Origin of the sequence: Leptospira noguchii serovar Panama str. CZ214 (genome assembly GCF_000306255.2) — a bacterium.
Classification (GTDB): Bacteria; Spirochaetota; Leptospiria; order Leptospirales; family Leptospiraceae; genus Leptospira; species Leptospira noguchii.
Window position 1 is genome coordinate 19,555 of sequence record NZ_AKWY02000026.1, and the last position, 16,260, is coordinate 35,814.

A 16,260-nucleotide genomic window follows, 5' to 3' on the forward strand; every position below is an offset into this window, starting at 1 on the left:
TTGTAAGTCACTTTACAAGATCTATCCTCTTAATTTATGCCGAATGTTAATTTCTCTATCGGAATTTTTATTTTCTCAGGAGTTACTCAACTCGATTTTACAGGGCCTTATGAAGTTTTTTCAAGAATCCCGAATGTAAAAATATTTTTATTTGCACAATCTAAAGATCCCGTTCAGTCGGAATCAGGTATGAAATTGATTCCTGACTTCGACTTTTCAGATTGTCCAGATCTTGACATTTTACTTGTACCTGGTGGTCCCGGAATCACTCTTCTAATGGAAGAATTTGCTATCTTGGATTTTCTCAAAAGAAAAACGGTAAATTCTAAATTTATTACTTCTGTTTGCACCGGTTCTTTGCTTCTTGCTTCTGCCGGTCTTCTTGACGGTTATAAAGCCACTACTCATTGGTTATCTTTAGATGTTTTAAAATTATTTCCGGTTCAGATTTCTGGCGAACGTTTTGTTAAAGATCGCAATCGAATTACCGGAGGAGGTGTTACTGCTGGAATCGATTTTGCTCTTTTTTTAACTGCGGAATTTTTTGGTTCTGAACTTGCTGAGGAAATTCAACTTATGATTGAATACAATCCGGCTCCTCCATTTACTTCGGGACATCCTACCATAGCTACTTCTCATTTAGTTGAGAAGGTAAAATCAAATCGAGAAATCACACAAAATCGTAGAAAGGCGGCAGCTATTCGGGTTTTAACCTCTAAAAACATTTGGCCTAAATCCTGACTTTCGAAAACTATAATGAATTTATAATGTGATAAAATATGTAGGAACTTCCGCAAATTTAAATTTCCAAACGATGGAGATGTTATGAAACGTATTTTATTTTTCGACTAATATAGGTTAATCGAAATAAAACTTCTTTCTATGTTTTCTATAAATTGGTTTTTGAAGCCGAGATTATAATTAGAGTTGTTGAAAAATGAATCGCCACTTAGTTTCTGTTTTATGGAAACGGTCGATTGAAGCAGTTTTATTGATCATCACTATAAAATTTTTCAAAAACTCTATTATAAATTCCGAAATGAGATTTTCTATCATTTGATGTAATTCTGATATGTGGGTGGAATAGATTCTAGAATATTAAAAAAGCTGCAAGTTTTAAATTGATTTTATCATTTTTACTATTTTAATTTAACATAGATTCGACGTAAGAAAATACAAAAGAATTTTTTAAAAATGTGAGTTCCTACAATTTTAGAATTTGTTTGTAAAACTGCGATTAGTAATAGTTCCTACAGATTAAATAATATTACGAATTTTTAAACATTCACTCTGTACGTAAGTTCCTACATTTTAGAAATCGGGTCCGTAAAGTTTAAAAATCTAACTTTTTCAGAAAAATGAATTTCTTATATTGAATTCACGTTAATTATTCAGAATTATATAATAAAGTTCTCAATATTTCGTATTAAAATAGGGTTTTACGATTAAAATTAACAGTACTTAATTATCAGTAATATAAATTTAATATAATTGCGAAAGGGATCTATGCGGTGAACTAAAACAGAACGCTCTCTATGAATCGCGTTCTATATTGAAGCTTAAGTCGAAATATCGTATTACGTTTTTTATATACAATTTATTTACCAGAACTGAGACTTGATTTTTTTAATTCACGTTAACTAAGTGCGTGCCAACATTGGAAATAAAAAACTAGATTTAAGAGCCGATTGAAAACCTTTTACAAACAATGGAGAATCGGTTTGAGTAGGAAAGTTTTCGATCTCTAAATCTGCAAAATCGAATTGATCCGGACAAAAGCCAAAACGGATCTTTTCTAAATCATCTAAAATCCAATCCGAAAGAAATTCAGAAATGGAAAAGGAATTTTTACAAAGAATATCATATATCCATAGAACTTTTCCGTCCAAATGTAGAATCAAAATAGAGTCGCTTTCCGGAAAATAATAGAAATTTTCCGGATACGCATAAATCCAATAAAAAGATAAAATAAATCCATATTGTATAACGCCAAATCGATTTGTAGTCGGTTTAGAAGAAGAGGTAATTCTGCGAAATAAAATTCTATCTTTTTCTGAATTTGGGTTCAAGATTTGAAAGTTCGGAGAAGATTTTTTTCTGCGAAACCGATCTAGATTCTTACAAACAAAACAAGATTCCTCTATTCTTTGAAACCCGAACTTAGGATAAAAATCTAATATGTTTTCGTTTCCGAATAAAAAGAAAAATGGAGTTTTAGATTCGTAATCCTCTAATATACGTTCAATGAGTTTGCGAGAAAGGCCTTGGTATTGATATTCCGGCAAAGTTCCAACTGTTGCCAATTGAATAGCGTTATGTTCTTTTCCGTTTAATACGATCTTCATTTCACATACAGATGCGTTTGATACCATGATTTCGTTTTTAAAAAAAGAATAAGGAATATAGGAATTTTCCCAAAAACCGAGTCGATGCCAAATACGAAAATCAGCTCCATAAAGCGCTTTGGGAGTAAATTGAAAAAACGCTTCTCTAAGTTTTTCTTTTTCTCTATAGTTTTTATAAAAGATAAATTCTTTTTGCATTTAATTTGAGTTTGGTGGAAAATATTACAGATCCCTATCTAATAGAATATCATAAGTTTTATCGCAAAGTTCTGTTTCTTTGCAAAATATTGAATATTTCATTATATAGTTATCGGTAAAAAATCTAAATGTAGTAATTTTTGCATATAAAACGTTATACTCGGAATTTTTTCCAAATCCTAAACACCGATCCATAGAGAGGTGTTTGCTGAGTTACTTCGAGCGACCATAGAAGCGAGACACTGAGAGAGCGTCTAAATTGAGTTCCACAAAAATGTGGGAACTACTACCAAAAATTAAATTGCTCGAAAATTCGCAAATTGCTAAATGAAACCTGATTTGTAGGAACTACTGCATTTTATAAAAAATTTACGAATTATACCCGGCATTTGATAAAAGAATATCATTCAAAAATTCTTAAACAGTTACAAACAAACCTAATCTGTAAGAATTACTATAGTTTGTTAAAAGATTCAAGATGATTTCTTTGAGATTTCCGGATAAGTTTTTAAAACATTTGTCGAAACCGAAAAACAAATATTGCCGCTGAGATCTAATTTTTATGATTAGAATTCTGTAAAAGCAAACGTAACATTTCTCTGGTTGCAAAACCGGTTAGAGAAATATCTTTGCCAGCTTCTTGTAATAGAAGATTTCTTTTTTCGGGATTTAATGTGGGAATAATTTCCTTCATTTTGGTTCCGAGTTCCTTTTCTAAATCATATTCAGGTTTCATTGTATATTTTTCCCCGAACGTGTCTATAATTGTTCGATTAATTTGAAAAGCGTGATCGGAAGCTTCTTTTCCTACGAACTTCAGTAAATCTTCGTTAGACGAAAAGGGATGAAAATCTTGTGGGTTTTGTACTAAAAATTCAGTTAAGGTCCTGGTAGTCGAAGTTGGATTTCTATAAAAGTCTATTAAATTGTAGGAGATAAAATCTTCGTACAAAAAATGTCGATTGGTTACAAGTTGAGTGGTTTTGACTTTCATGTCCTTTTTTGTTTCTTTTGATGAAAAGATATAACGGGCGTAATACGAGAAGTTTGCATCTGGAACTGCTTTAGAATGATACGGTTGTCCTATGTCTTGGATATAATGACAGGCCCAAGCAGCAAAACGATATTTCCAATAATCGTGTCCCGTTTTTCCCGCCAATTTAGAAAGGCGAGAAAACAGCTCGATCCGGTCCAAGATCATTCCACCTTTTACAACTTCGGGAGCAAAAAGGGAAATGATCCAATTTTCATTTTGGAATTGCATGTGAAAAGGAGCCTTACTGCCTTCTCCTTCCGCCTTTCCATAGGGTTGTTTTCCATATCCATATTCTTGAAAACTCCAAAGATTATGATCCATTCCCCAATCTGGTTCATCGATAAAAGTATAGAGAATGTTTCTAGGTTTGATTTTTTTTCCAATCGCAGATTGGAACTTTGCTGGAAGTTCTGGATGATCTAATAGATAAACAGTGATCGAGGCGACTGGAACGTTTCCAATCATTGGTTTTGAACCGGGAAGAATTCTTTCTACTTCTAAAAATCGAGTAGTGGGATTTAGCCTTGCGGCTTTTAAAAATTCTACAACCGATGCTGTCTCTGGATGAAATTCAATTTTTTTAAATCGTTTCGATCCTCTGGATTCTTTCCAAGTTGCAAATTCGTCGAATAGAATCTTTAAAGAGTTTCTTTCTTTTGTTACGAAAGAATCCAAAGATTCGGATTCTACCTCTCCAGATATAAATCTCATAGAAGGATGTTCTAACGTTTGATCCATAATGAGATAATGAGTTCCCCAAGAAAACAAAGCTGTTGGAAGAATAAAAAGAAACGAGAGTATAATAAACGTTTTTCGCTTAATTGTAATTTTTTGATTTTCTATCATAATTTTTCTCTTCGACTTAAATTGAGGTGATTTTTTGTCATAGTCACCCGGACACGAATTTCTTTCGGACAATCTATAAAATCGTCTAAAATGAATGATCCGCCAATCGAACACAACAAAAGATTGGAATACTTTGGAAAATCGTGAGTCTCCACGCTTCTTTGGTGTGGGAACTACGAACAAATCTAAATTTCACAGTAAGACTTTGAAATGTGGGAACTCTCACGTTGTTTAATTACCACACGACTTTCAAAAACCATAATGAACTTACAATGAGACAGAATTTGTGGGAACTACGAACAAATCTAAATTTTACAGTAAGACTCAAAAACAACGTTTAGCTCGGAGTTGGCTTTTTTGAAGGAGGTCCTACAGATTAACGTGGATCAGGAATGGAATCATTCTGTGAACTTTTATAAAACGGATTGTTGGTTTTTGCGATGAACATAAAACTAAGGTTTCATGCAGAGATGAGAGTAATGATTTAAAATCAAAAAATTCAGAGTTTGTCAAAGAAGTCTAAACCTCTCGGCTTTAATGTAATCCCATCTCTTTGCACTTTTTTTTCCAAACGTATTCTTGTTCATTTAAATATTGGAATACAATAGAATCAGAATGTTTTCCTTTTAAATAATCCAAAAGAAAGCGATCTCCTACCAAAAGTTCAATTGCGGGACGATCCGATCTAAATTCGTATGCACCGGCTCTATAAGCAAAATCGTTCGGATATTCTTCATCAAGAATACGAATCAGTTTTAGGGTAAAAAATAGACTGTGAAACTTTTCCGGTTTTTTTAACAAGATTTGAAAACCTCCACAGACTAGATCCTTATGTTTGTGAAAGGTGGGAATAAATTTCAAAGGTCTTAAGACTAAACTTCCTCTTTGAGATTCTTCTAAAACGTTTCGAATACGATTGTTTTGTTCGTTTAGATAGGGGGCCCCGAAAGTTTCAAAAGGTCTTGTAGTTCCTCTTCCTTCGGAAAGATTGGTTCCTTCCAAAAGACATTGACCCGAATAAACGTAACAAGTTGAGCGAAATGGAATATTCGGAGAAGGTGGAATCCAATTAAATTCGGAATTTTCCTTTTTGTACCATCCTTTATTTACGATTTTGATTTTTACGTTTAAGTAAAATTCTTTCTGGTAATAAGAAAGTAATTTTCCCGGAGTCAAACCATGACGATGTAAAACACTTCTCACTCCTACAAAAGATTCGAATTCTTTTTGAAGGGGAGATCCTTCGACTTTTTTCCCCGCAGGATTGGTAGAATCAAAAACAATTACTGAAATTTCATTTTTTCCTGAAGAATTCCATTTAGAAATCTCTTCTAAAAAATAATAAGCAGTTGTAAGAAAAGTATAATAACGTGCTCCAGTATCTCTGATATCTATAATGATTAAGTCTAATCCTTCTAAAGAAACCGAATCTGGAACCAAACTAGATTCTTGATCTCCATAAAGATTGATAAATTCTACTTCGTCCAGATTATATCTCAGATTGGAACCGGAAACCTGATCCTGAAGTTCTGCAAAAAGTCCGTGTTCGGGAAGGAATATTTTTTTTAGATTGTAACGTTTATGAATGGATTGAAAATGATATTCTCCATTTGGTCCAAAAGCGCTTTGATTAGTGATCATTCCAATTCTGGAAATACGAAGCAACTTTTCAATTTTATTCATTCTTCCGATATACTCTTTAAGAGGCATAAGGAGTCAAGTTTAACGAGAATTACACTCAAAAGTAAGCCGATTCAAAACGGTTTTTTAATTCTTTTTCCAAAAAATTGTTTTCTCTATGGATAAGAAATAGTTTCTTTTTCATTAATCCCAATATGGCATTTGATCCCTCCGTTCCACAACAACAAGCACAAGCCCCTGCGGGAACTTTATTGTTTTCAGAAGGTTCTTCCGCAAATACTCTAAACCTACTTCATAGTGGAACGGTTCGTTATCTGACCGAAGTTCCAGGTGGTAGAAAACTAGAACTTTTCAAACTGAATGGAGCCAATTTGACTCCTGGGTCCGTAGCTCTTTTTACGAGCGGTAGATATCCGTTTCATCTTCAAGCGGAAGAAGCCTGCGTTATTTCTACTTATGCAATGAATCGAGATACGATTTCTAAAAGTGTAGGTTCTCGTGTTTCTTTAGGGCTTATGATCGCAAGGACACTACTGAGAGAAATCACAGAACTTTTTAAAAAATCCAATCAGATCCGAAAGATTACTTCTGAAATCGAAAAGGTAAACGACAACCTATCGATTCTATATTATCAATTCAATCCCAGTGGATTTCCGGACATTAAACCTGGTTCTCCAATTCCAGAGGTTTCGGCTGACGTAGTCGATCCGGTTATGCGTCTTTGTAGAGAAAACTTGAAATTGTTTTTTGATAACGGAGGTATTCTGCCAGACAGACCTAGTCCTCAATTTTTAGAAGAAGAACACGAATCTCAACTTACAAGACTTTATCCCGAAGAAATCGATTTTCAAGATGCAGAATTCAATTTTATTCGCAAATTGGTAATGCAAGATCCTAAAATTCTGAATGCGTTATTTACCGCAGATCCTTCCATGCTCGCCTATGTTTGTTCTAAACTAGCAAACGTATTGGATCAAATTTCCGGAATTCTCAAAACCTGTCTTACGGATTTGGACGAAGCATTTCGTATTTTTTTTGTCGGTGAAAGTAGTCTCGTAGAAAAATTCTATCTCATTTTAGATATTACTTCTTCTGGTTACGGCACTGCTCCCACAGAATTCGTAGTACCTGTGTTAGGCGCTTTTGCGGGCAAAATCGAAAAGTATAAAAATGGACATCAGGCTCTTTTTGGTGTTCCTGTGGCGAATATTTCTCCCAACACACAAGCGTTTCAATCCAAAGCAATTACACTTGCGAAAAAAATGGAAGAGACTGCTCCCAAAGTTCAAACTACAGTTACATCTTCTGCAGCAGCAGCAGCGGGAGTGGATGTTGATGCGATTCGTAAAGAGTTAGATAATTCCGCATCTGTTATCATTCAATTTTCCGGATTGGAAGCAGAAAAAGTAAAAGAATTTTCCGCTCTCATGGTAAAGGTAAAAAGCCTAAAGAACCCTCTCGATCCGGAAGGTGATAATAGAAAGATCAGAAAAACTTTGGGAAGACACTACTGGGATATGTACCAGGAATGTTTTACGAAGTACATAAACTCTAACCGAAACGTTCCTAAACCAGTTGAACTCATGTTAAAGTACGGTTATTTCGATGAAACGTTAGTAGACGATTCTCAAATTGCTTTTATGTACACTCAGAAAGATCCAGCCAGCTTTACTTCCAATGTCCCCATTTCACTTGGAACTGAATGGTTAGAAAAGGTATTTAAAAGGGAAGTTCCTACTTCTTTGGACGAGATGGGGCAGAACTTTTTTGAAAAAGTAAAACTCGAAAATAGAAACATCAATATCAAAAAAGAATCGGATATTCCGCCTGAGTTGGACAATCCAGAAACTAGGCTTAAGTTTGAGTTCGCTTCACTGTATGAGGCAAACGTTAGGCTCACTTCGGGTAGTCCTGCGACTCACTTTCCGATTTTGACTAAGTTTCATAGTCAGATGGCGATTGATAAGTCTTATGTTACCAAAAAAATTCTGGAAGAAGTAGTTCACGATCTGATGGCGATCGATTATTCTATTTTTCATAGAGAAATAATTTATAATAATAACGAATTAGGAATTACTAAAGAATTCATTCAAAAATGTGTGATCCCAGATTTTATCTTAGTTCCTTCTATCGGAACTAAGGTGATGATGTGGCAGGACCTTTCCATTCACAGAGGTGCCGGTTCCAAAGAAAGTCCTGGAAGAATTGTAATTCCTATTTTTGCACAAGGGGACTTGAAAACGATGGTAGCTGATGCTTTGGCCGCTTTTCGTTGGGAACTCACCAAATCCATTTTAGGTGCCGAGTGGAATAATGTGGGTAACCCTTCTATTACCGCGGATTACACGGATTACATTCAATTTTTTAAGAAAAATAAAGATCTTTCGATGGAGATCAAAGAAAAGTTGGCCTCCGACTTCAAACGTTTTAGAAACGATAGAGATATATTTGCAAACGATTATCAACTCTGGATTAAATACGAAGCGGAAAGCGTTCAAAGATTGAATAAAGTGGTTCGTGGAATTTTTTACAGACATATTCCTTTCAGTAAACAGGTTCGGGATAAAGTGGCTAAAACTCCCGCTTTTGCAGAGATCCATAACCGATTTATTAATATTAGAAATCGAAAATATATTGAAATAGAAAACCGTTATAAAAAGTATCTCAACGCTTTGGGAAGCCTTCCAGATCCTCTGCGTGAGAACTTGGAATTCTTTAAAGTTTAAGTTCTGAAATCTAATTTTTTAGAATTGAGAAATTAGTGGAACCTGTCAGGCTTTTTCGTTTTTTAAATCAACTTTCAATTCTTTTTTATTTCGAGATGGTTTGTAAGAATAATTGGTACTTTGTGCAATTTCATATTTTGGAAATAGATCTGCAAAGTTCAGATTCCAATCTTTTTCAGAAAATGAATCGTGGATTTCTTACGCTAAAACTTATGTTATTTTACATTTCGTTTATTAAAGGTTTTTGCGCGTTTTTGGTTTTTAGAATTTAAAAGAATAAAATAAAATCTACGATCGTTTGATTAGAAGGTTGTTCAATCGTATTTGGTTTCCCAGCAAAAAATGTGTTAGTTCTCACAGATTCAGTCTCTTAGAAAAGATCGCCCTTAAAAATTTGTAAGAGTTCCCACATTTTGGTTTTGCGAAAAATATAATAAAAAATGAATATAGTTTGAAACGAAAGGAGGATTTATTTTTCAACAACTCTATTCTAGATTTCTTCCAAAAGATAAGGACGGGTATATTCTCGAATGATTTCTACTACAAAACGTCCCCAACTTTTAGAATCGTGTTGTGAAATTTCGACCTGTTTAATTTTCGGAAAATAAGGAACCGCTTTATAATGACTGTGAGAAAGTTCAACCGCTCTCAGATAGTTATCTACTCTTTTAACTCGAACGAAATGCAACAACTCGGATTGAACCTGACTTTGTGCAATGTAACCAATAATGATCAGTTTTGGAAAAAGAGATTTTTGTAATAAATTTATAAATTCTGCAAAACTATCTACACGATCTATAAAACCTTCGTAAGCACCGCCGCCTAAGTTCATGATCTGTGTTACAATATCCATCGTAAAGGAAACTCCTTCCGCAGAAGTCATGTCCGAAATAATAACAATCCCTTCATCCGGTTGAAATGTTTTGAACATTTGAGAACCTTTGAAATGTCTTCTCAAAAGTTTTGCTGCAGATATATCTATCTCGGCGGCCTTAGTAAGAATTGTTTTTCCAGAAGAATCGAGGACAGGTTCTCTCGTAATAATGTATCTTTTTTTGGTCGCGCCCTGATTCATTACTCGAAAGGCTTTGACCTTTTCTTCGATTTCATCCAAAGAACAATAACCGATTTTTAATACGTTTTCCCTGGACTTTTTCCCTAATTCTGTATCTTCCATTTTGAAGTTTTAAGAGAACGGCAAGATTGAAATCCGAGCTTGTTTTCCCTTATCCCGTTTTATCATAACATTGAATTTACTTTGAACAACTCGCTTCTCAATCACAAAGAAACAAGATTAAAACACTTGCACCTAATTTCCGGTTTTTCTGAATGGAACTCATGTGTCCGGAAACGGAAAACGATTTACGATTTCGCATCTTTTTACAGATTTCGAAGATTGTTTTTGTACCAATTCTACTTTCCACTCTTTTTTCTTGCGAGTCTATAGAATTTATCCCAGATACAATTTTAAGAGAAGAATTCGGTTTTTCTCATAAAAGTTCTTGGAACGAAATCGAAATTCGTAATACTTCTCCTCCAAAACCATATCGTACATACGGCAAAATCATTATTCGTTCATTTGCAGATGGTAGAATCCCGGACTATCTGATTACCAATCTCAAAAAAGAATTGTTTATCAACCATATGGATGGTGTTATTTTTACTGGAAAAGGAATTGTAAACGTTCCACCCGTTTTAGTCCATTCCGGAAACGGAGACGGTAATACGGTTGTAATTGGTTATGTAAACAACGAAATGGGAGTGATTGAAGGTGTTGCTTATCGTTACAAGGATAATCTGCAATGAAGGATTCTACAGATCATTATTCTGTTCGAAGATTTAATAGCGAAATTTTCGTAGATTCTAAAGATCTCTGGATCTTTAGGGGGAATCGAATCGATCAAAAAGAAATCCTATCTTACTTTCGCCAAAACCTTCACGAAGATGAACTTGGAATTTACATAGACAATCGTTTTGGAGAATTGAGGGAAAACGGTTATTTGGAATTGGAAGGTTATCCGATCCATTTCACCGCTTGTAAAGAATCGGAAAACATGTTATTTTTTCTTGCAGAGTCTAGTTTTGTCTATTCGTTAAAGGATTTGATTTTTGCGTTAGACGTAAACGGTTGCCTTTTTGCTAAAACTTTAAATCATAAAAAGCTAAAATTCAGACTAGATCGAAATTGTCTTTCTGATCTCAGTCCTTTTTTAGAAGAAACGATAGACGGAGCTGAAATTCGATTTCAAGGTAAATCAATTCTAATTCCGGAATCGAACGAATCCCCTAAGGTAGCTCTTCCTGAAGGTTTTGGTTCTATTTCATAGATTCGATTTGTAACTTTTTCTTTGAAAAGTTTCTATTTTACTTCTTCCCAAACAAATTGGCCAATCGCCTAGATAGTTTTGATTTTTCTTTTTCGAAAATTTCAGATAAAAGACGTTCTGTATCTTTGACTAATAACACCCACTACAATTCCGAAAAATCATCGATCTAAAATAACGTGAGTTCGACGTAAGAAAATTGGGGCGAATAATAAACTCAATGCAACGACTCTCTACGGGTCGTCGTCGCAGCTCGCAAATTTCATAGTTAAAATGGCTCACGACCTAACGTTGCGACAGCAGGCAGCAACGTTTTGAGTTTCCCGAGCGACCATAGAAGCGAGACGCTGAGTTATTCGTTTTCGCTCCAATTCCTTCGGAATTTTTCAAACTCAATGCTGCTCACTATGGATCGCAGCATAATAATCGCTTTCGCATTTGTTATGCCGAACTCACGTTAAAATAGATTGGAGGAGTCGTGTAAACTTTGGAATGAATTTTAAATATACCCTTTTGAGAAATAAAATATATTATAATATACTAAAAATAACAATAGAGTTGTTGAAAAATCCCATAGGGACGATTAACTAAACTGCTTCAATTGACAGTTTTCATAAAACAAAAGCAGATGGAGAATTCATTTTTCAACAACTCTAATAAACTCCCGATAATGTGGAAAGTTTTCGTCCATCACAAAAACCGAAAATAATTACCATAAAAAAAGTAAAAATAAAAAGCTGGTCCGGGTATCATGTAACGCCGTCTAACGAGGGGTAAATTTCTGTAGGAGTATAAAAAATTCCGGGTAATTGTAGAATGATAAAATAAATCTTACTTCCTTTTATCACTTGAATTTTGCAAGAAGATAGAAGCAAAAAATTAAGGTTTAATAGAATGAGGACTTGCGTCTGAGAAGCCAATCCAGTTTTCCCATTGTAATTGCCGAAGTGATTCTCATAATTAACGTGAGCAGGGCGTAAGAGAATGAGAAATGATTTTCCAAAAAGTGAGTTTCTAACAATTTAAGAATTGGTTTGTAAAATCGTGATTTGTGGTAGTTCGTACAAGTTAAGTCACATTACAAATTTTTAAACAGTATGAGTTCCCACATTTTAGGAATTGATCCATAAAATTCAGATCTTAACTTTTTCAGAAAAATGAATGCCTTACGCCCTGCTCATTAACTGATTCTTTTTAAAGTAGAGCTGATTTCTGATTCCAAATAACGTGTATAGATTTCTTTTTTTGAAAATTGGAAGTCATAACATTAGCGATTAGAAAAAAATAAATCCAAAATTCTAAGAATTTTTAATACACTTTTGAATCTTATAAAAGTTTCCGTAGGTTTGATGTAAGAACCAGATTAAATTCATATAAGGGCCACTGAATCTTGATAACTACTACTTTTTTATAGTTTTCTTATGTCGAATTCACGTCCTATTTCTTTGGAAAAAATTCAAAATGATTGGGTTTCCCTAGAAGAACTAATTTTAAGAATATAATTTGAGTCTAAAAATAAAATCACCTATACAATAAATTATTTTAAGAATATTCAAAATTTCTTCACAAAAATTTGATATTGATTTCTTTTTTAATAAGCTGAATACTCACTGGTAGTAATGTTTGAGGTAGTTCTATGAATATCGCCCACCTTTCGATCAAACGACCTATTTTTATTTGTAGTATTGTCCTCCTAATGCTTCTTACAGGTTGGGTTGCTATGGGAAGAATGGGAGTGGATCTTTTTCCGGATGTTAACATTCCCGTTGTTTCCGTTGCTACGATTTATCCAGGGGCTGGTCCGGAAGAAATCGAAGAACTTATCTCTAAACCTTTAGAAGAAGAATTGTCTTCAATTTCTGGTCTGAAAAAAATTTCTTCCAGAAATCAAGAAGGTGTCTCCGTGGTATTTGGAGAGTTTACTCTTGATACAGACATTAAATACGCGGAACAACAATTCAGAGATAAAGTCGGCCTCGTAAAACCAAAACTTCCTACAGGAATCAAAGAACCTAAAGTAGTTCGTTTTGATCCTGCTGACCAACCGATCGTTCGTCTTGCGTTGTTTGCAGACTTGGATCAGGCAAAGTTGTATGACCTCGCTAAAGAAACCGTAAAAGCAAGATTGGAACAAGTTCAAGGTGTCGGTTCGGTAAAACTGATCGGTGGAACTAGAAGAGAAATTCAAATTGAACTGGATCGGAATAAACTCATTTCTTATCAGATGCCTACGGTAGTAATCGCCAACCGATTGAAAACTGCGGGTTTAAACGTTCCTGTCGGAAAATTTGAATCTGGTTCTAAAGAAACTTCTTATCGAACTTTAGGTAGGTATGAATCTCTTTCTCAAATCGAAAATACAATCGTTTCTTTTAGCGGTGAAGTAGGGAATGCAGTTTTAATCAAACAATTGGGAACTGTTCGAGACGGAACCGAAGACGAAGAAACAATCGGTTATCTTTGGGCTTCCCAAGGAGAAGGAGTAGAAGAAAAAGCTTCTTTCTTTACTAAGATTGGAAATCTTTTCAAAGGCAAAAACGAAAACTCCACAACTGCAGTTAAAGAAACTAAACCTGCTTTGTTCATAGATGTTTATAAACAATCAGGTGCAAATACGGTTTCTGTTGCGGATGAAGTGCTCAAAAGGATTGGTAAACTCAACGAAGGAATTCAAAATTTAGAAGGAAAACCAAAGATCCGTTTGATTCGGGATGGATCGAAATGGATTCGTTATAACGTAGAGGACGTGACCGAAGCGATCGTAATTGGGATCTTACTCGCTGTCATTACGGTTTATTTCTTTTTAGGAAATTTTCGTTCTACGGTCATTACGGGACTTGCACTCCCTAACTCTATGTTAGGTGCCTTTGTTCTTATGTGGATGATGGGTTTTACCATCAACGTTATGACGCTTTTGGCTCTTTCTTTGGCGGTGGGATTGTTAGTAGACGATGCGATCGTGGTTCGAGAAAACATATTCCGAAAACTGGAAGAAGGTAAAGGAGTGATGGAAGCGGCTGAAACCGGAACGACTGAAGTGACGTTAGCTGTTATTGGAACGTCTTTAACTGTAATTGCCGTCTTTTTACCAGTGGGATTTCTTTCCGGAATCGTGGGGCAATTTTTTAAACAATTCGGTTTGACGGTAGTTTTTGCGATGCTCATTTCTCTCTTTGACGGTCTTGCGGTTGCACCTATGCTTTCTGCTTACTTCGCTGGTAAAATCGATCACAACGCAAAACCAAATAAGGCCGTGGAACTATTCGATAAATTCCAAACTTGGTTGGAAAGACAGTATGGAAAGGTAATGAAAATCGCCTTAAGAAGACCTGGAATGGTTCTTTTACTTTCACTTGGAATTTTTATTCTTTCGATCTTATCCTTAAAGTTGGTAAAAAGTACATTCTTACCTGCAAACGATCAGGGAGAATTTTTAGTTACCTTAGATTTACCTCCTGGAACTAGTCTTAACGGAACCAAACAAGTAGCGGATCAAGTTTTAGAAGTTCTGAAAACAATTCCTGAAATGGAAATGATTGCAGTGACCATCGGTAAACCGGATGGGGGAGAACCCAACGCGGGAACTCTTGCAATTACATTAGTAGATTCTAAAAAACGAAAACTGACTACAACCCAAGTTAAAGATCGAATCAGAGAACTCTTAAAACCTTTTGAATATGCAAGACCTGCCGTATCCGATTATAGCGCCGTGGGAGGTGGGATTCAATATCCGTTTCAACTTGTAATCAAAGGCGAAAATCTAGCGGAGATGGAAGCCTATTCTAAAAAGATACTTACAAGATTAAAGTCCCTATCCGATCTAGCGGATTTGGATACAGATTATAGAGCGGGGAAACCGGAATATCAAATTCATTTAGATAATATGAAAATGCAGCTCGTAGGAGTTCTTCCAGGAGTTGCTGGTTCTGAACTTCGGTATCAGATTGCGGGAGACGAGGTCAGTAAATTTTACGATCGAGGAATTGAATACGTAGTGAAGATGAGACTTCGTCCCGATCAAAGAAACTTGAGAATGGCTTATGCCCAAACTAAGGTTCCGAATATCGCTAACAAATTGATTCCACTTTCTGCGATCAGCGTAGGTAAAGAAACAGCGGGGCCTTCTCGAATCAATCGGATTGATCGTGCTAGAACAATCGTGATCAATGCAAATTTAGCTCCGGGGGGTGCGGTTCAAGATGCGACTCGGATTACGGATGAAATTCTCAAAAAAGAATTACCTCCGCCACCTGGAATTCGATATAATTTCCAAGGACAATCGGAAGACTTCAAAGAACTTTTAGCGAATATAGTTCTCGCATTCGGATTGGCTCTTGTGTTCATCTATCTCGTCTTAGCCTCGTTATACGAATCGTTTATTACTCCGATTACAATTTTGTTTGCAATTCCGCCAGCGATTTCAGGAGCGTTTTTCGCGTTGGCGTTAACGAGAGAGATGCTCAATCTTTTTTCGATGATCGGTTTGATTTTGCTTATGGGTCTTGTTGCAAAGAACTCGATTCTTCTTGTGGATTATGCGATGCAATCTATGCGAGAAAAAGGTATGTCTAGAAACGACGCCATTTACGAAGCGGGTCTTGTTCGACTTAGGCCGATTTTAATGACTTCTCTCGCGATGATCATGGGAACAGTTCCGATTGCGCTTGGATTTGGAGAAGCCGCAAAATCTAGAACCGCAATGGGGATCGCAATCATAGGAGGGTTGATACTTTCCACAGTGGTAACTCTTGTGGTAGTACCTTCTATTTTTGGATTTATAGATCGGTTTAGAGAATGGATCGAAAGTAAATTCCGTCCTGAATACGATATGAATGCGTCCATGGTTCAACACGTAGCTTCTACTAACAAACAGAAGTTTTACGAAAAAGAGTGGGCTTCTTTACAGGAAGAAGTCGAAGTGGAACTTCCTAAAAAGAACAAAAAATAATATTCAATTTTTTGAATGGAGAATTTGTCTTAGACAGGTTCTCCAAATTTGTATTTGAGATCGTTTTCAAGTAAACCGGACTATATTGCCAATTTTGTGTCAGCCGGTTTGATCATGCAGAAATATTGTTTTTGTATTTAGAACTTGTTCTAAGGTTTCGAAGAATAGTCCTTTCGAAATTTCTAATTAACATGAA

Annotated in this window: 9 protein-coding genes; 5 read left to right on the top strand and 4 right to left on the bottom strand. The window is 35.4% G+C overall.

What is annotated here, in order from left to right:
- Positions 1-36: 36 nt before the first annotated feature.
- Positions 37-741, top strand: a complete 705-nt coding sequence (locus LEP1GSC059_RS14805) for a DJ-1/PfpI family protein (protein WP_002180187.1) — start codon at positions 37-39, stop codon at positions 739-741.
- Between the two features lie 899 nt (positions 742-1,640).
- Here LEP1GSC059_RS14805 and LEP1GSC059_RS23440 read toward each other — a convergent pair.
- The 3 genes from LEP1GSC059_RS23440 to LEP1GSC059_RS14820 form a co-directional block, all read right to left on the bottom strand.
- Positions 1,641-2,543 carry a GNAT family N-acetyltransferase gene (locus LEP1GSC059_RS23440; RefSeq protein ID WP_017213987.1) on the bottom strand — a complete coding sequence of 301 codons (903 nt, stop codon included), beginning with the start codon at positions 2,541-2,543 and terminating at the stop codon, positions 1,641-1,643.
- Between the two features lie 553 nt (positions 2,544-3,096).
- Positions 3,097-4,425, bottom strand: coding sequence for a phospholipase C/P1 nuclease family protein (locus LEP1GSC059_RS14815; RefSeq protein WP_017213988.1), 1,329 nt, complete (start codon positions 4,423-4,425; stop codon positions 3,097-3,099).
- 534 nt (positions 4,426-4,959) lie between these two features.
- Positions 4,960-6,135, bottom strand: coding sequence for a DUF1343 domain-containing protein (locus LEP1GSC059_RS14820; protein WP_017213990.1), 1,176 nt, complete (start codon positions 6,133-6,135; stop codon positions 4,960-4,962).
- A 125-nt stretch (positions 6,136-6,260) separates the two neighbouring features.
- Here LEP1GSC059_RS14820 and LEP1GSC059_RS14825 point away from each other — a divergent pair, with 125 nt between their 5' ends.
- Entirely contained in the window at positions 6,261-8,792 is a 2,532-nt protein-coding gene (locus tag LEP1GSC059_RS14825; RefSeq protein WP_017213991.1) for a cyclic nucleotide-binding domain-containing protein, read from the top strand.
- A gap of 490 nt (positions 8,793-9,282) precedes the next feature.
- Here LEP1GSC059_RS14825 and LEP1GSC059_RS14835 read toward each other — a convergent pair whose 3' ends face one another.
- Complete coding sequence (locus tag LEP1GSC059_RS14835; protein ID WP_002180119.1) at positions 9,283-9,969, bottom strand: hypothetical protein; 687 nt, start codon at positions 9,967-9,969, stop codon at positions 9,283-9,285.
- Positions 9,970-10,130: 161 nt separating this feature from the next.
- On the opposite strand from LEP1GSC059_RS14835, the gene LEP1GSC059_RS14840 reads away from it, so the two are divergent.
- The 3 genes from LEP1GSC059_RS14840 (at position 10,131) to LEP1GSC059_RS14850 (ending at position 16,064) form a co-directional block, all read left to right on the top strand.
- Positions 10,131-10,598 carry a hypothetical protein gene (locus LEP1GSC059_RS14840; RefSeq protein ID WP_036057768.1) on the top strand — a complete coding sequence of 156 codons (468 nt, stop codon included), beginning with the start codon at positions 10,131-10,133 and terminating at the stop codon, positions 10,596-10,598.
- Entirely contained in the window at positions 10,595-11,119 is a 525-nt protein-coding gene (locus LEP1GSC059_RS14845) for a hypothetical protein (RefSeq protein ID WP_017213994.1), read from the top strand. The genes LEP1GSC059_RS14840 and LEP1GSC059_RS14845 overlap by 4 nt, the downstream gene beginning before the upstream one ends.
- Positions 11,120-12,752: 1,633 nt before the next feature.
- Complete coding sequence (locus tag LEP1GSC059_RS14850) at positions 12,753-16,064, top strand: efflux RND transporter permease subunit (protein WP_036027109.1); 3,312 nt, start codon at positions 12,753-12,755, stop codon at positions 16,062-16,064.
- The last annotated feature ends 196 nt before the right edge of the window (positions 16,065-16,260 follow it).